This is a genomic window from Lichenicola cladoniae (assembly GCF_013201075.1).
Taxonomy (GTDB): domain Bacteria; phylum Pseudomonadota; class Alphaproteobacteria; order Acetobacterales; family Acetobacteraceae; genus Lichenicola; species Lichenicola cladoniae.
This window is the reverse complement of the sequence record NZ_CP053708.1, coordinates 799,141-816,068: the sequence shown is the minus strand read 5'-3', so window position 1 is coordinate 816,068 and position 16,928 is coordinate 799,141. Positions and strand designations below refer to the sequence as shown.

The window sequence follows — 16,928 nt, the reverse complement described above, 5'->3', positions numbered from 1 at the left end:
GTCTCAACCGATGGGATTCGGAGACAGTTTTATGAAAGCGCGGCCAAACCGCCTTGTTGCCAGTCAATCCGTGCGCTTCATCGTCCAGTCCCCGCCGCGACCGGCCGACCATCAGATCCCGAACTGTAGTCTTTGACACGATGATCCGTGCCGACACCCGTGACAAGCCGGCGCGCCAGCAAAGGAGAATGCCCATGCCCATCCGTTTGAGCCAAAGGCTCCGGACCGCCCTCTTCGCCACCAGCGCCCTGTCGTTCGCGACGGTCGCCGATGCGACCCCGAGAGGGGTTGAATTGCCGACCAACCTTTACATTACCCCGCTGGCCATCCGGGGTGCCGAGCAACAGCTCTTGAACCCGAAGCTGCCTGACTACCCGAACTTCATCGCCAGCGAGGCGCTGCTCGAGGCAGTCAGCCCGGATGGAAAAAGCCTGGCGATTGTCACCGGCGGCCAGAACTCCCTGCACAATGCGAGCGGCGTCACCGATACCGCCAATTCGACTCAGTATATCTTCATCTACGACATCAGCGGCAGCAACGCGCGCCGGCCATCCCTGGTCCAGGTGCTGAAGCAGCCGAATGCCAATCGTGGGCTGGTCTGGTCGCCTGATGGCAACATCCTGTTCGCCGCCGGCGGATCCGACGACGCCGTCTACGCCTATACGAAAAACGACGGCGTCTTTTCCCTCACGAAAACCGTCCCGCTTGGCCACGCTCAGGCCGGTTCGGGCGGACTGGGCCTTCTGGTCAAGCCGGAAACCATCGGCCTCGCGATTTCGGCCGATGGCCGGACGCTGGTTGCTGCGAACAACTATAACGACTCGATTACCGTAGGCGACGTTGCGAGTGCCCGGATCAGGTTCGACTTTGATCTGCGTCCGTTCAACACCAGCGGCACCAACGGTGTGGCCGGCGGCGAATATCCGTTCGCGGTCGCGATCAACGGTAACGACGCCTACGTGTCCTCGACCCGGGATCGCGAGATCGTCGTTGTCGACATCTCCGGCACCGCAGGCCGCCTGGTCAAGCGGATCAAGCTTTCGGGCAACCCATACGGCATGGTGTTGCGGGACGGCGTGCTGTTTGTCGCCGAGGATAACCAGGATCGTGTTGGCCTGATCGACGTCGCCAGCAACAGCCTCCTACGCGAAATCGATGTCCGCGCCCCGGCCGGAATGCTCAAAGGACCCCGCTATACCGGCGCTGCACCGTATGCCGTAACCCTGTCCCCGGACAGCAAGACGCTCTATGTCGTCAACAACGGCGCCAACAACATCGCGGTCGTGCCGTTGACCGGCAGCCAGGCTTTGAGCGTGACCGGCCTGATCCCGACCGCCTACGCGCCGAAGGACATCGCCTTCAGCACGGATGGCCGCCAGATGTACATCATCAATGGCAAGAGCAACACCGGCCCCAATCCCGCCAACCTGATGACCAACACCGGCTCTATCCAGTACAAGGCATTTGCCCCGATCCCACCGGGCTACAGCAATAACCCGGCCGGCATCCTCGCGGCCAACACGATCGCCGCCGCCGCGTCCAATGCCGCCAACCAGTATCAGTTTCAGCTCGAGCAGGCTTCGCTAATCAGCGCGCCGACGCCGGACGCTCAGCAACTGATCGATCTGACCGAACAGGTCGCGAAGAACAACGGCTACTCTGCCAGGGTGCCGGCTGCTGACAGGCAGGTGATGTCGTTCCTGAGGCGGCGCATCAAACACGTCATCTACATCATCAAGGAGAACCGCACGTTTGATCAGATCCTCGGCGATCTCAAGAACGGCGCCAACGCCGACCCGTCGCTGGTCCAGTTCGGCCGGGACATCACCCCGAACTTCCACAGGATCTCGCGCCAGTACGTGACGCTCGACAATTTCTTCGATCCGGCGGACGGCAGCATGGATGGCTGGTCGTGGTCGATGCGCGGCCGCATCACCAACGACGAGGAAGTGACGCAGCAGCAGAACTACGCCTATGTCAACCGTGGGCTTTCCTACGAGACCGAAGGCTCGAACCGCAACGTGCCGGTCGGCGTCGCCGATGCCGCGCGCGTCGACGCAGTGGCGCCCACCACGGTCAACGGCACCGTCTACAACTATAACACGCTGTCCGCGCTCCTGCCCGGGGGAACCGCCAATCTGCTTCCCGGCCCGTCCGATATCGCCGCGACCGACACCGTTTTCGGCGACGAGCCAGGCCAGCAGAACGGCTACATTTTTGTCGCTGCGATCAAGGCCGGTCTGAGCGTTCGCAACTATGGTTTCATGGTCAACAATATCGGCCCGACAACCCTGAACGGCCAGCCCATCACAAACGCCGGCGCCGCCGGCATCCAGCAGGTTGCCGAGCTGCATCCGGCATTGCAGGGCAATACCGACCTCTACTTCCGGGGCTTCGACCAGAACTTCTCCGACCAGTGGAACGTCAACGAGTGGAAGCGCGAGTTCAGGCACTATGTGCATGACAATAATCTGCCCGCCTTCGAAACCGTTCGCCTCAGCCACGATCATACAGGCAACTTTGCGACCGCGCTGGCCGGCGTGAATACGCCGGAAACCCAGGAGGCCGATAACGACCTGGCCATCGGCCGCGTGCTGCAGACCGTCAGCGAAAGCCCGTTTGCAAAAAGTACGCTGGTGTTTGTCATCGAGGACGACAGCCAGGATGGGCCGGACCATGTCGACAGCCATCGCGCTACCGCCTACGTCGCCGGCGCCTACGTCAGGCAGCATGCCGTCGTCAGCACCCGTTACAATCAGGTCAACATGCTGCGCACCATGGAGGATATCCTGGGTACCGCGCATATCAGCCTGCTGACCGCCAATGCGGCGCCGATGGCCGACGTGTTCGATATCTCCGGCTCTGGCGACTGGTCCTACACCGCCACGGCATCGACGATCCTCAAGACAACGACGCTCGTCGCCGCCAACCAGACCGGAATCCGCTATGCTGCCGGACCAGACATCCGGCCATTACACGACGCCGCGTGGTGGGCGAAAAAGACTGCCGGTTTCGACTTCTCGGTTGAGGACCGGGTGCCGACGGCGCTGTTCAATCGGGTGCTTTGGGAGGGCACCAGGCCGGGCGTCGCCTACCCGCGGATCGCCGCCAGTTCTGTGGTTGATAAAGACGACTGATCACGTCGACGGGCTTAAGACGGCCAGTCGGACCGCAATGCGGTTCGACTGGCGTTGGTGCATGGATCGTCTACAGGGTTTGGACCGCCCTACCAGCAGGTAACGTTGGGATGCCCGAACCGATACGGGCTTGGCTGTTCGGATCATGCGATTAAGTGCGCTGACGGCGATGGCGACTTAGAGCGCCTTTCAAAACCTTGTACTGCCTGGCGATCTGATTCATGAGGAGACATGGCTTCTGCGCTCGTCTCCGACGCCCTCTGGTCGATCATCGAGCCGTTGCTGCCCGTGCCTCCGCCACGACCGCGGGGCGGCAGGCCGCGGGTACCGGATCGGGCGGCGCTGACCGGGATCCTGTTCGTGCTACGGACCGGCATCCAGCGGGCGATGCTACCGCTCGAGGTGGGGTGCGGCTCGGGCATCACGTGCTGGCGTCGCTTGCGGGATCGGCAAGAGGCGGGCGTGTGGGATGCACTAAACCGCGAACCGCTGCGTCGGCTGCGGGCGGCCGACCGGATCGACTGGAGCCGGGCCTGCCTGGACAGCGCATCGCTGGCTGCAAAAAAGGGGGGCGACAAGACAGGGCCAAACCCGACCGATCGGGGCAGGCTCGGCATGAAACGCCATCTCGTCACGGACCGGAGCGGCATCCCGCTCGCCTTCATCCTGACCGGCGCCAACACCAACGACAGCATGCCGTTCGAGGAACTGCTCGACAGCATCCTGGCGATCGGCGGCAAGCCGGGCCGGGCACGACACCGGCCGGACAAGCTGCACGCCGACAAGGCCCATGATCACCGACGGTGCCGCCAGGCCTGCAGCAGCCGTGGGATCTCACCCCGCATCGCCCGGCGCGGCGTCGAGACCAGCCAGAAGCTGGGCCGACACAGGTGGGTCATCGAGCGGACCTTCGCGTGGATCAACCGCTACCGCCGCCTCGTCACGCGCTACGAGCGCAGAAGCGATATCCACCACGCGTTCACCGCTCTCGCCTGCTCATTGATCTGCTTCAACACGCTGCAGAAGAGGTTTTGAAAGGCGCTCTTAGTCCCGATGAGGTACGTGCACCGGAGTTCGGCGAGCCTGCTCGAAGCCATCGGCATTCTGCGAGAGATCTGGCAGACACGACGGCGTGGCCTGCCCGACACCGCCCCGACCGGTTTTATCAGACGCTCGTGGCGCAGTTTCGTAATGCCGAATGGCAAGATCGATCGTCGGCCTTACGAGCTCTGCGTCCTGTCCGAGCTTGGCGATCGCCTGCGCGCCGGAGACATCTGGGTCGAGGGCAGTCAGCACGACCAGTCCTTTGATAATGCGCTGATCCCGCGACCGAGCTTCGATCTGATGAAGGCAAACGGACCGCTGCCGATCGCGGTCTCATCGCTCTGGGGAACACATCTGGAGGACCGTCAGATGCTGCCCCACGGCAAGCTCGTCATGGTGACCGCACTAGCCCGGATCGGGCAGCTCCCCGACGCGCGTCTAGACGGTGGTGAGTTGAAGATCACCCCGCTCAAGGCGACGACGCCACCCGAGGCCGGCGTCGCCAGAAACGCGGCCTACGACCTGCTTCCACGGATCCGCATCACGGACCTGCTGATGGAAGTCGACCGCTGGACTGACTTCTCGGCGCGCTTTACGCACCAGCGCACCGGTCGAGCCGCAGAGGACCGCACAGCGCTTTTGGCCACTGTGCTGGCTGACGGGATCAACCTGGGCCTGACGCGGATGGCCGAGACGTGCAGCGGTGTCACGTCCCGCCGACTCGCCTGGGTGCATGACTGACATATCCGTGAGGAGACCTACGCTGCCGCCCTCGCCCGTCTTGTCGATACCTATCGGACCTTGCCGCTCTCCACCGTCTGGGGAGACGGTTCCCGCTCGTCATCGGACGGGCAGTATTTCCGATCGGGCAGTCAGGGGAGCGGCCTGGGTGACATAAGCGCTCGCCATGGCAGTGAGCCCGGGGTTGCCTTCTACATACACATCTCGGACCAGTTGGGCCGTTTCACACCAAGGTGATCGCGGCCGCCGCGTCCGAGGCGCTGCATGTCCTGGACGGCCTGCTGTCGCATCGATCGGGCCTGCAGATCCGCGAGCACTGCACTGATACGGGCGGTGCGACCGACCACTCATTAGCCCTTTGCCTGTTCCTTGGCTCCCGGTTCGCCCCCCGCCTGCGAGACATCAAAGACCGGCGCATCTATCTGCTACCCGGCATGACGGTCGACCCGATGATCGAGCCATTGGTGGGCGGCGTGCTCGACATCAGGCACATGGAGGCAAACTGGGACGAGCTCGGGCGCCTCGCTGTCTCCATTCGCGCGGGCACGACGAGCGCTTCGCCGATGCTTCGAAGGCTGGCTGCTTATCCACGCCAGAACGGTCTGGCCGTCGCACTTCGTGACGTCGGGCGCCTCGAGCGCACCGTGTTCACTCTTGTCTGGATCCTCAGTCGCGACATGCGCCGGTGCGCCCAGGTTGGCCAGAACAAGGGCGAGGCCCGTAACGCGCTGGCCCGCGCGGTCTTCTTCAATAGGCTTGGCGAATTGCGTGATCGACAATTCGAAAGTCAGGCCTTTAGAGCATCAGGGCTGAACCTCTTGATTGCGGCCATCATCATGTGGAACACCCGCTACCCCAACGAAGCATTTACGAGGCTCGGGGCGACCGTGCCACAGGAACTCAAGAGGCATATTGCACCGCTTGGCTGGGAGCACATCAGCCTGACCGGTGATTACATCTGGCCTGGAGAGGCTGAGCCCGAGCGCAGCGGTCTCAAGCCTCTACGTCGGCCCCAGTCGCTGTTGGCAGCGTAGAGTTCTACATCCGTTCTTGGCTAGCGTACATAAAATTATCTTTCGTGTAGTGACCCCTAATACGTTGTTGAGAGCGTCCGACACGAGGTCGAGCGATCAGCGCTGGTTCGGCGCCTCCCGCAAGTCCATCGGCGATCGGGTGCCCAATACCCGCTTCCGACCGCCCCGCTTGCGTACCCCCAGTCTCTCCTGCTGGTAGAGCCGGAACAACTTCTTTTGGTTCAGCCGAATGCCCTTTCGTTTCACCCGCTGCTGGACAAGCTGCTTGGCGTTCCGAAGTGGGTGGTCGCCGAACGGGGCTACAGCAGCCACGACTTCCGTGAGCACGTCTGGAGCCTGGGCGCCCGCCCCTTGATCCAAATCGCCGGAACGGGGAGACGCTTTCCTGTCCCTTATTGATCTCACACGAACCGCAATCCGGTTGAACGGGTGTGGAAAAGACTGAAGGAATGGCGCGCAGTCGCTACACGCTGTAAAAAAACTGCACGCTCCTTCAAAAGCATCTCCCGCCTCGCAGCCACATGCGACCGGATCAGGTGCTAACAGGCCCTGGTAAACCTCTGAGGCCCTTGGAAGCTGGCCGAGCCAGCGGCTCGTATGGCAGACGGTCGACGCCTCGCTCGAGCAGCTCCTTACAATGAGTGATCCCGATCTATGCTGAGGGTAGATGTATCCCCGCCACGGTCAAACAAATCTCACGTCCGGTTCCGGACTTAACTTGCATCTAAAAACTAAGGTGGGGCACGATCGATTGGGAGTTTGAAAACAGCACGCGGAGTCTGAACATGTTTGAGTGTAAGGAAGGGTGTAACGAAATTGTCACGAACTTTTCAGAGTTCTGCTCCGTCGCCCAGCGATATGATGAGACCCGGCTCGGGACGGGTCCTTGCGGGATTTGCAATAGATGCACAGCGTTCAGTATGGGCCAAGGCGGTTGGTGCTCGTGCGGGCATCCAGAGAACGCGCACTGGTGATTGCCGCATACAGCATGAACAGCAGGCGGGACCACGTTATCCTACTTATACCCGCATAGAGTATAGTCTGCCAAGCGCATTGGATTGCGGCCAATCGTAACCCGATCAGCCGCAACTCAACTATTTCGTGCCAAATTTGAAGGAGGTCTTCGCATCCACCCCTCCTCGTCTTGGTTAAGCCATCGCTTAATCGTACCGTCTGACGCCTCTGCTAGTGGGATCTTCGTAGCCTACATTCGTAGCGTTCCCCCTCAACACTGTGGATAACGATGAAGTCTTAGTGGGGGACTTACCGCGGGCTCGTCCTGCTACTGGCATCAGCAGCGTGTGCAGGTGCCGAAGCTCAATCCTCTAAAACTAGTGCCATAGCACTTGGCTTTATCGAACTGACCGATGTCACGCCACGCCAGCAGTTTGATTGCAGGAATTCGGAATACCGACCTCAAGGCAATCCAGCTGAAGTTGCTCGGGCTCGCGAGGCTGTTCAAATGTTGAATCTCACCGGCTCATTCCGATCCCGGAAAGCGTCAGTTACGAATCCATAGTAATAAGCTGCCGAAATGGCTCGTTTTCCTGCGCAGGTCCAGCATCCAATGCATTAAGCCTGATCAACCAACACTACCTCCTCCCATACGAACCCTGTGGTCAATGGAGCCTGATGCTGGTCAGCATCTTAGAAATCGGTTTTCTTTGCATTTGGCTTGGATCAAGCTCTTAACGCTGATCTCGAATGTCAGGTCGGTCTGCTAATGGCGGGAATGCCGGACGCTTGTCTCGTGATGAAGGTCGTCCGGCACCCAACTCGGGTTCAGGTGACCTGGGTAAAGTTCCAGACCGTGTTCTGTTCCAGTGTCGCGCTGCAGTCATCCGGCTCTGCCATAGCCGTCCTGCGACCTCCGTCAGGCATTTCGGAAGCGAGCCATCTCGGTGTGGTAGCTGGCGAAGTTGGTGAAATAGCCGGGATCCCAGAACAGCGGCTTCGAAAGCTTGGCGGTACCCTTGTCGATCACCTGGCGAATGACGGTGATGCGATCGGCACCCCAGCCGTGCTCCTGAGCATAGGTGAGACCGAGATCAAGCCGGGGCGTCATGTAGCCTTCTCGCGTCGATAACTCCGCCGCATAGGCGCCCGACAGCATCCAGTCGATAGTAGCGTGCACTTTGTCGGTGCTTTTGCGATCGGCAACCTGAGCCGGAACCATCAGGTTCTGCGCCCACTTGTCGTAGCCCTCGACAGTATAGGCATAGGCAACGTCGTCATGATGTCGCTGTGCTTCGCGCGCCACCGGTTCCCATCCGGACTCGGCGATCACCTCGCCGCCCAGCAGCAGTTGCAGCTGCTCGTCATAGGATTTGTAAAAGGTGCGAAACTGACCGGCCTGTTTGCGCTCGATCAGGAAATCTGCCACCGAGCGACACTCGCTGGTGGTCATGTTGGCAAGGTCGTCGATCTCAGCCAGCTTATGCGCCTTTACGTAAATCGAGGCGCATATTAAAGCATAGATCTCGTTGTCGAGGGCAACCCGGCCCTTAGTGCGCGGATCGTCATAGATCAGCTTCCAGGAAATCTCTTCCGGTGCATCCGGTACCCCCAGGCGCCTCGGCGCATACAGGAAGCTGTCTGCATTCATGTGATAGGGCACGCCCCAGGCCTTGTTCACGCCTGGCGCCTTCGGGGTTACACCGGACACAAAGCCCTGCAGGTTGGTCCAGTTCTTCAGCCGGCCGAGATCGATTGGCATCAGCAGATCCTGGTCCACCAACGGCGCAAAGCTTCCACTCAGGCAGGTGACGAGGTCGTAGCGCTCGCCCGCATCGCCCGCGATCATGTCATGCAGGAACAGCCCGACATCGTCTGACGCCGGGGTCCACTCCATCTTCAGACCGGTGGCTCTCTCAAACTCGCTCCAGTCGGTTAAAGCCCCGGTCGAAACCCCGAGTACGCGCACCACATTATCTGGTGTTGCTGCGTCAGCGCGGAAACGCCGGTCAGGCAAGGCGATGCCCCCGGACAGCGCGGTCAGCGCCAACGCGCCGTTGCGCAGGAACTGGCGGCGGTGGAGCGGTACCACCCGGCCAATCTCGGTGCGGGAGAGCAAATCTGCCATGGTCTGGGTCATCCATTCACATCGGCGTCAAGGCTTCCGATCACGCAATTCTCGGCGTTCCAGCCGAAGCGATGGACGGTGCCCGTAAGCGGTTCGATACGATCAGACACGACGATGAACGAACCGAAGTCGGTTTCCAGTTCAACTCGGCTGCCAAGACCTTGATAGAGGGCCTGCACGACGCGGCCCTGCAGCTGGTTGCTGCAGGCGTCGTCCAGATCGAGCGAGAGCTTCTCGGGATGAACCGCCAGGAATGCGGCGGCGCCAAGCTCCGCGGGGCTCAGGCCGCTCCATTGGCCGTCGAGCCGTCCGTGACCGGTCTCGATGGTGACGTGTCGGCTACCGCCTGAGACGATCCGGCCGGTCAGCTGGTTGGTCAGGCCCATGAAACCGGCGACAAAACGGCTGACCGGGCGTTCGAACACAGTCCTCGGCGATGCGTCCTGCTCAACCCGTCCGCCCCTCAGCACCACCAACCGATCACTCATCGCCAGAGCTTCCTCGCGCCCATGCGTGACCTGGATGACGGTGGTGCCAAGCTTGCGCTGCAGTCCTCGGATTTCGGCTTCCAGCGCGCGGCGAAGAGGTTCGTCCAGCGCACCCATCGGCTCGTCTAGCAGCAGGATTTCCGGATCCGTTACCAAGGCTCGCGCAAAGGCAACGCGCTGACGCTCGCCGCCACTGAGCTCGCTGATACGCCGCTGCTCCCGGCCGGGAAGCCGCATGATCTCGAGCGCTTCCGCTGCCCGTGCACGGCGCTGCGCCTTTGCCACGCCACGCACGAGCAAACCGTATTCGACATTTTTGCCGACGCTGAGATGCGGGAACAGCGCGTAGTGCTGGAACACGGTTGCCACCGGCCGCTGGTTCGGCGGGCGTTCTAACATGTCCACGCCGCCAATGCGCAGGCGACCACCGCGATTGGGGATCTCGAAACCAGCCAAAATGCGTAGCAGGCTAGTCTTGCCGGAGCCGCTCGGACCGACGATGGTCAACAGCTCGCCGCGCCCGACGGTGAGGTTGATACTATTGAGCGCGGCCACCTGACCATAGGCATGGGAGAGCTGGTCCACCTGCAGGGCGGGCGGGGAGATAATCTGATCCATTTCAGCGCGTCCTCTGGCCAAGCAGTCCGATCATCGCCACCGAGGCGACCGTACTTAATACGGTCAGCAGGGTGTTCAGGCAGAAGATCAAGGGCACCTGGCTGCTATGAGCGGAGGCTTCCGCCCAGTTGAACAGCGGCAGGGTCTGGATTGCGCCGCTCACGAAAATGCTGCGGGGCAATTCGGTGAAGGACAGCAGGAATCCGAACAGCGCGGCACCGACCAGACCGGGCATCAGCAATGGGCACTCGATCTGCCAAAAACGCTGGCGGGGAGAGGCACCTAGATCAGCGGCGGCTTCGAGCAGGCTGTAATCAAAGCGATTCGTGACGACCAGCATACTGATCAACGCAAACGGAAACGCCCAGATGAAATGCGACAAAACCAGTGACCAGAACCCCATGTGGATGCCGAGCATAAAGCGATAGCCGATGAACAGCATCAGCCCGGTCACAGTGCCCGGGATGCCGAGCGGCAACAGGAAGGCAAGCACTAGTGGCTGTCGTGCCCGGCGCATCAACGGCAGCCCGCGCCCGGCTGCCAGTGCCCCGAGCACGCTGAGTAACGCGACACAACTCGCGATTTCCACCGAGCGGATCGTCGGCTGCACCCAGTTCCGGTTTTCGGCCAGGGCGCGATACCAGCCGGTGGTAAAATGGCCCGGCATGCCGGAGAGCGGCTCGCCGCTGACCGACAAAAGCGCCAGCCACAATACGGGCAGATAGATCAACAGCAAAATTGAGGCGGCGCCGGTCAGGAGCGCAACCCGCAAGAAAGGAACTGCGCGGTTCATGCAGCCCCCGCACGGGTCAGCATCCGGCGCAGGAGCAGGGTCGGCAGCAGCAGGACGCCCAGCAGTGCGAACACTATAGTGGCCATTGCCGAAGCGCCGGCATAGTTCATCGATGTGGACAAGGCCATGACTGAGTCGGCGATATATTCGGTGCGGCCGCCACCCAGCAAATCCGGTACCACATTATCGCCGAGAGCCGGGATGAAGGTCATAATCACACCCGCCATTATCCCGGGCACGGCCAGCGGCAGGACCATCAGCCGCAACGTCTGGGTTGGGCTGGCACCGAGATCGGAACTGGCATCGAACAGCGATTCGTCGATCAGCATAAGCGACAAATAGATTGGCCAGACCATGTTGGGGAAATACGGGCCGAGCAGCCCAATCACAACGGCGAAGTCGCTGAACAGCAGCCAGCGGACCGGCTGGTGCACAAGATGCAGATGCAGCAGCATGCTGTTGACCGGTCCGCCCGCCGACAACATGAGCCGGAGAGCGAGTCCCCGCGCCGAGGGATCTAGAAAGAATGGAACCGTGAGGCAAAGCCAGACCATCTGCACGGCAAGCCCGGGTCGGGCGTTGCGGGCCAGCCAAAGTGCCAGCGGCAAACCAAACAGCAGGCAGAGAACACTGACGATGGCTGCCATACGGGCGGTGTCGAGCACGACACGGATGCGGCCGGCTTCAATCAGGCTGCGATAAGCAGAAAACGTAAAGCCCCAGCGTAGATGCAGGCCGCGATGCTGCATGATGGCGAGCAACAGCCCGAATAGGAGTGGCAGCAGGACCGCCACTCCCCATCCTGCTGCCAGAACCCAGGTCTGCGCTGGCGCCCCACCGGCCGGCCCGGTGGAGTTTGGACCCGTACCCATCAGAACCGCTTGGTGAGATGGATTCCGATCGTGGCAGGGCGCAGCGTGTAGGATTGCGGGACCGAGTTGATGATCGGGTGCTGGATAATGATTTTGTTGTCGAGCAGGTTCTGCGCATAAAGTGACGCTTCCCAGCCGCGGAAATCGACGCCCATGCTGGCATTGAGCACGCCATAGGCCGGGTCGTGATAGTTCGGGTCGGTTACCGTAAAGCTGCCATTGGAGGGGCCGACCCAGTCGTAATCTCCCTTGATGAAGCCCGTCACCGATGGGCTAAGGTCGTGGTAGTAGTCGACGATAGCGGACGCGCTCCAGGTGGGAGTAAATAGTACGTTCTGGCCTACTGCCGCTGTCTGCGCATTGATGGTGCTGGTGATGGTGGCGTGCTCGGCGCCGGCATTCACGCCGATCGTCAAGCCCGGGATGGCGGGCGGGCGATAGCGGGTCTCAACCTCACCGCCATAGGCCTCCGCGTCGCCGACATTGTAGTTGAACGCGCCGCCGCAGATTGGGATCGTGATGGTCTCCTGGATGTGCGACCAGTTGATGTAATACCCGGCTACGTTGACCGACAGGGTATTGTGCAGCAACAGCGACTTCAGGCCAGCCTCATAGCTCCAGAGCTGGTCGGAGCCATAGGTGCTCGGGGCGCTCTTGAAGCCGAGCTGGTCTAGGCCGGCCACGCACGACACGTTGGTGTTAGGTGTCGTGGCGCCGCCGAGGCGGAAGCCCTTTGCGATCGTCGAGTAGACGCTGGTATGCGGCGAGAGGTCAAAAGTCGCAGAGAATTTTGGCGTCGGAGCCGAGAATGAGGCGGACTGACGATAGGGCGACCCCATAGTGCCGGCCCCACCAAGGTCGAAGAAGCCGCCGCCGGTCTCGCTGAAAGTCTCGTGCGCATAGACGTAGCGCTCGCCGGCGCTCAAATGCAGGCGCGGTGTGAGGTCGTAATCGATCTGGCCGAATCCGGCATACTGGCTGATCTCGTTATGGTCATAGACCTGCCAGACCACGTTGTTATTCCACAACCCCGGATTGGCAGGGCTTCCAAGCACCGATTCATTGACGTTGAAGCCGTAGATGTTCTGGAACGCCTGGCTGTAACCAGGGATCGTCTCGTAGTCGTCGTGGGTCCATTTCTGGTCGGAATAGAAGAATCCCAACACCCAGCGGAGGCGCTGGTTAGCTTTCGAGGCCAGGCGGACTTCCTGGGTGACGGTCTTGAAGCGATCCAGGAACAGTACCGGCGAGGGCGAGTTGCCTAGAGTGGAATCGTTCTGCGCCTGGTGCTCCGGGTAAGCCGGGTCAAGATAGAATTGCGACAACGCTGTACTGTTGAAGGCGGTGCCGTCCGCCTGGCGGTCGACGTTACGTTGGAAGTAGCTGGTGATCGACGTCAGGTCGGCAAAGTTGCCGATTCCCTTTCGAATAGTCAGGCTAGGAATATAGATCTCATCCTTGATCCATTCACGGACTTGCTTATTCTGTCTGTAAGTTCCCAGACCCTCGAAGAAATTTGGCGAATCCCCAGTGAACAGGTTTTGGTAGTATAGAGACGGCGTCAGGCTGAAATCCGGCGCCAGCTGGATGAGGCCCGTAACCCGCACCACGCCTGTGCGCTCATAGTTGGTGCCGCTTTTTGTCAGGTTCCCATCAAGGCTTTGATTGTCGATCCAACCGCTGTTGTTCAGCAACTCGCCCGAAATACGCAGCGCGAACTTATCTTTGATTACGGGAAGGTTGACGGTCAGCTGCTGGTCGCTGTTGGCGCCGCCATGGACGGTTCCGGAAACATCAGAATTGATTACCGCACCGTATTTCTCGAGGTTCGGCTGATTGGTAATAAAGCGAATAGTACCGCCTTCAGAACTAGCACCATAAAGCGTGCCCTGCGGGCCGCGCAGCACCTCGAGGCGATCAAGGTCGAGGATGCGGGGCTGAGCGGCACCTTCATAGCCGTTCTGCGTGATGATTGGTACTTCATCGATGTAGATCCCGACGGTTGGATTGCCGACTGTCGAGCTGACGCCGCGGATCGAGATATTGTCCTGTCCGGGACCGTTATGGGCGGCAAACGACACGCCAGGAAGCACGCGGGTAATGTCTTCGTAGCTCTCGACATGATGGTCAATCAGCTGCTTACCGGTGATTACGCCAATGCTCCCAGCAATCTTGCGCGAGTTCTGCCGCCGTTTGTTGGCGGTAACCACCACCTCTTCCAGTTGCGACGGCTGCGCTGCATGGGCCTTGATGTTTGCGGGCGCGGTCGCGCCGGTCGGTGGAACGCCGGCAATCGGCTGTGACGCCTGTGCACGGGCGGTCGGTGCGGCAGTCTGGGCCGAGGCGATACCGGAGGCCGGAATCGACAACAACATGATCGGCCCGAATACGCCGAGTTTTTTGGAAAGACCGGCCACATCGCCCCCCGTTGCATCCTGAGCGACTACACCAGCCTTCTGTTTTCTTTTCAACGAAAGAGCTTCGAAAGTCGGCGGCACATCTGATGCAATTCTAGGCGTCGCGCCCAGAAATCGGGCTTAAGGTGGGATGCTTATCGGGAAACCAACGATCCGGCGTGTTTGGCTGCGTGGATTAAAGGCAAAGTTTTTTTAGCTGACGTCGCAGTCCGGTCTCGGACTTGCGCTTTGACTTTCGATTGGGTTTCTCTTCAACACGAACAGAAGCCGAGCTACGGGGCGAGGGCGGGGTCGGCATAGATCTGGTCAGCGATCGCGCCGGGAGTGGTCAGCCAGAGCACCTCTCTGGCGGCGGCGATATGTGCCAATGCTTTGAGGATTGACCGTAGCCGGAAGGGCTGGCCGGCGATGAAGCTGTGCAGGATCACGCTCATCACCAGCGGCTGGCCCTCGGAATCGGCAAGCAGCTGGTCAAACTGATCGACGATCATGTCGGCGAAGGTGGAGGCGCTGGCCATGCGGCCGATGATGGTCGAGCTGTCATTGATTTCCTGGCTGTAGGGCACCGACAGCAAGCGGCCCTTGCGCGTGTTCAGCCAGACAGGTTGGTCGTCCATGCACCAGTCGAGCAAATACCGATATCCAGCTTCCTGCAAGGCATCCGGGGTCGTCGGCGTTTCCGCAATCCATGGGCTCGCCCAGCCAGACGGCTGTCGGCCTTCGGCCGCGCCAATCGTTTCGGTGACTTTGGCGATGTAGGCCTGTTCTTCGGACTCGCTCATTCCCGCCATGGTGTCGGAATTGGAGCTTCCATGGGCCACGATCTCGCAACCGTTGGTTCGGAACGCGGCGGCGAGAGACGGAGCCTCCCGATAGACTGCGCTGTTCATCAGAATGGTCAAAGGCAGGCCAAGCTGGTTCATCCCGTCAAGGATGCGCCAGGCGCCAACGCGGTTACCGTATTCGCGCCAGGAGGTATTGAGCACGTCGTGCGCCGCGGCCCCGCCAGGCACCAGGTTTTCCACCAAGCCTTCGCCAAAGGCGTAGCACTCCACCCCGAGGGCGACATAGACCGCGAGGCGCTTGTCGCCCGGCCATCGATAGGCCGGCCGCTCGGTGATGGCGCGATAGCCATACCGACCATGGTGAGGCAGCATTTTCAGCTCCTGTCGATTCATGTGGGGACCCAGCGCATCATGCCGACATCGGTCTGCGCTGCGCGGAGATGCATCTCGCGATAATGCGGCAGCCACGGGACTGCCTCCCTGGCGGTCTGGGCGGCGCCATCCTGTTCGCGAGCCAGCTCCCGGGCTTCCGCGCGGATCGCCGCCTCGTCGATTCCCGCCAGCACGCCGTCCCGCATCACGACCCGTCCGGCAACCATCGTTAGCCGCACCGAGCTGCCATTCTCGCAATAGACCAGCTGGCGGTCGAGATCATTCATCGGGGTGAAAGCCAGCGTGTCGAGATCGACCAGCACCAGATCAGCCTGCATGCCGGGTGCAATCGCGCCGGTCCGGCCCTGCTGGCGCATGGCGCGTGCGCCGCCCGCAATCAGGCAATCCAGGATTTCATGTGCGCGCGGCCAGGTTTCGTAATCCGGGTTTCCGATGTTGTGGATCAGTCCGGCCATCTTGGCGACGCCCCACATATTGACGCTGTCATCGGCGATCGCCTCGTCGGTGCCGAGGCAGATCGGTATACCGCGGTCGCGCAGGCGTCGAAACGGCATCACCCCGCTGCCCAGGCGCAGGTTGCTGATCGGGTTATGCGCGACTGTCGCTCCGGAGGCGGCGATGGTGTCGAGATCGGCGTCGTCCATCCAGACTGCATGGATGACGTTGCTACGCTCCGACAGCATTCCCCGAGCGCTGGCCTCCTGCAACAGCGATCGTCCGCGCTGCTGGCCAAGAACGCGTTGTGTCCGCGTCTCCAGGATGTGGACATAGAATGGCAGGTCATGCGCGCGGGACAGGTCGAGCAATGCACCGACGTAGTCGTCGGTGACGCGCTGCGGCGCCGAGCAGGAGGTGGCGGCCAGCAGGCGTCCGTCGCAGGCACCATGCCAACGCTCCAGCAGATGCCGGTAGCTGTCGAGCAGCTGCTCGCCTTGAGCCGCCGCCGGGGCTTCCAGGCTGCTGCGCATCTCGGCAGGCACCAGGCCACCGAGAAACGGCAGCTTGCTGATCTCGGGCAGATCCGATTGATCGAGTGCCACTCGTGCACGAATACCGATATCGGCGTAGGCCTGCAGAATTGCGTCGATCACGTCCGGCGTCGGGAATGGCACCAGGAAGGCATCGTCCTGTACGGCGGTGGTGCCGGTCTTCAGCATCTCGGCTGCGGCCAGCAGTGTACGCACATAGGCCCAGCGCGGCGAGGCCATCAGCCCCGGCAGGCCAGGACTCTCATAGAGCATGAAGATCTCGAGCGGCAGGCTGTCCAGAGAACCCTTGAGATGATTTACGGGAGAATGGAAATGCGCGTTGATCAACCCCGGCATCACCAGCTTGCCCGCCGCCTCGATCACTTCCGTCCCGGCATCCTGGATCATGCTGCCGACTGGGGCGACCGCGGCGATCAGTGGGCCGTCCACGAGGATATCCGCCAGTTCGATGATCGGCCGACCGGGCGCGAAGGAGCGTAAAGTCGCGTGGCGGAACAGGGTCTTCATCAGGCCGGATCCTCGAAGTTCGGGTTGG

Annotated in this window: 9 protein-coding genes and 3 pseudogenes; 4 read left to right on the top strand and 8 right to left on the bottom strand. The window is 61.3% G+C overall.

Features of this window, described 5'->3' with window-relative positions:
* Positions 1-194 precede the first annotated feature (194 nt).
* The 3 genes and pseudogenes from HN018_RS03600 to HN018_RS28575 form a co-directional block, all read left to right on the top strand.
* Positions 195-3,137, top strand: coding sequence for a bifunctional YncE family protein/alkaline phosphatase family protein (locus HN018_RS03600; RefSeq protein WP_204259658.1), 2,943 nt, complete (start codon positions 195-197; stop codon positions 3,135-3,137).
* Between the two features lie 231 nt (positions 3,138-3,368).
* On the top strand, positions 3,369-4,172 hold the full coding sequence (locus HN018_RS03595) for an IS5 family transposase (RefSeq protein WP_172443450.1): 804 nt from the start codon (positions 3,369-3,371) through the stop codon (positions 4,170-4,172).
* Between the two features lie 36 nt (positions 4,173-4,208).
* Positions 4,209-5,956 (top strand): annotated as a pseudogene (locus tag HN018_RS28575) (Tn3 family transposase); the annotation flags it as partial.
* 99 nt (positions 5,957-6,055) lie between these two features.
* Here the strand turns inward: HN018_RS28575 and HN018_RS28570 are convergent.
* Positions 6,056-6,190, bottom strand: a pseudogene (locus tag HN018_RS28570) (IS3 family transposase); the annotation flags it as partial.
* 12 nt (positions 6,191-6,202) lie between these two features.
* Between HN018_RS28570 and HN018_RS29340 the strand changes: the two are divergent.
* Positions 6,203-6,499, top strand: a pseudogene (locus tag HN018_RS29340) (transposase); the annotation flags it as partial.
* 1,330 nt (positions 6,500-7,829) lie between these two features.
* On the opposite strand, the gene HN018_RS03575 reads toward HN018_RS29340, so the two are convergent.
* The 7 genes from HN018_RS03575 to HN018_RS03545 form a co-directional block, all read right to left on the bottom strand.
* Positions 7,830-9,050, bottom strand: coding sequence for an ABC transporter substrate-binding protein (locus tag HN018_RS03575; RefSeq protein WP_172443447.1), 1,221 nt, complete (start codon positions 9,048-9,050; stop codon positions 7,830-7,832).
* Entirely contained in the window at positions 9,047-10,144 is a 1,098-nt protein-coding gene (locus HN018_RS03570) for an ABC transporter ATP-binding protein (protein ID WP_172443446.1), read from the bottom strand. Before HN018_RS03570 ends, HN018_RS03575 begins: the two co-directional genes overlap by 4 nt.
* A 1-nt stretch (position 10,145) precedes the next feature.
* Positions 10,146-10,937: an ABC transporter permease gene (locus HN018_RS03565; RefSeq protein WP_172443445.1), complete on the bottom strand. Its 792-nt coding sequence runs from the start codon at positions 10,935-10,937 to the stop codon at positions 10,146-10,148.
* Positions 10,934-11,809 (bottom strand): ABC transporter permease, encoded by an 876-nt coding sequence (locus tag HN018_RS03560; RefSeq protein ID WP_172443444.1) that lies wholly within the window; start codon positions 11,807-11,809, stop codon positions 10,934-10,936. The genes HN018_RS03565 and HN018_RS03560 overlap by 4 nt, the downstream gene beginning before the upstream one ends.
* Positions 11,809-14,307 (bottom strand): TonB-dependent receptor, encoded by a 2,499-nt coding sequence (locus HN018_RS03555; protein ID WP_172443443.1) that lies wholly within the window; start codon positions 14,305-14,307, stop codon positions 11,809-11,811. Before HN018_RS03555 ends, HN018_RS03560 begins: the two co-directional genes overlap by 1 nt.
* A 191-nt stretch (positions 14,308-14,498) precedes the next feature.
* Positions 14,499-15,404 carry a polysaccharide deacetylase family protein gene (locus HN018_RS03550; protein WP_239478989.1) on the bottom strand — a complete coding sequence of 302 codons (906 nt, stop codon included), beginning with the start codon at positions 15,402-15,404 and terminating at the stop codon, positions 14,499-14,501.
* On the bottom strand, positions 15,401-16,900 hold the full coding sequence (locus HN018_RS03545; RefSeq protein ID WP_204259657.1) for an amidohydrolase family protein: 1,500 nt from the start codon (positions 16,898-16,900) through the stop codon (positions 15,401-15,403). The genes HN018_RS03550 and HN018_RS03545 overlap by 4 nt, the downstream gene beginning before the upstream one ends.
* Between the last annotated feature and the right edge of the window lie 28 nt (positions 16,901-16,928).

Coding starts and splice junctions, on each gene's coding strand:
- HN018_RS03600 (WP_204259658.1), top strand. CDS start 195: ATGCCCATCCGTTTGAGCCAAAGGCTCCGGACCGCCCTCTTCGCCACC.
- HN018_RS03595 (WP_172443450.1), top strand. CDS start 3,369: ATGGCTTCTGCGCTCGTCTCCGACGCCCTCTGGTCGATCATCGAGCCG.
- HN018_RS03575 (WP_172443447.1), bottom strand. CDS start 9,050: ATGACCCAGACCATGGCAGATTTGCTCTCCCGCACCGAGATTGGCCGG.
- HN018_RS03570 (WP_172443446.1), bottom strand. CDS start 10,144: ATGGATCAGATTATCTCCCCGCCCGCCCTGCAGGTGGACCAGCTCTCC.
- HN018_RS03565 (WP_172443445.1), bottom strand. CDS start 10,937: ATGAACCGCGCAGTTCCTTTCTTGCGGGTTGCGCTCCTGACCGGCGCC.
- HN018_RS03560 (WP_172443444.1), bottom strand. CDS start 11,809: ATGGGTACGGGTCCAAACTCCACCGGGCCGGCCGGTGGGGCGCCAGCG.
- HN018_RS03550 (WP_239478989.1), bottom strand. CDS start 15,404: ATGAATCGACAGGAGCTGAAAATGCTGCCTCACCATGGTCGGTATGGC.
- HN018_RS03545 (WP_204259657.1), bottom strand. CDS start 16,900: ATGAAGACCCTGTTCCGCCACGCGACTTTACGCTCCTTCGCGCCCGGT.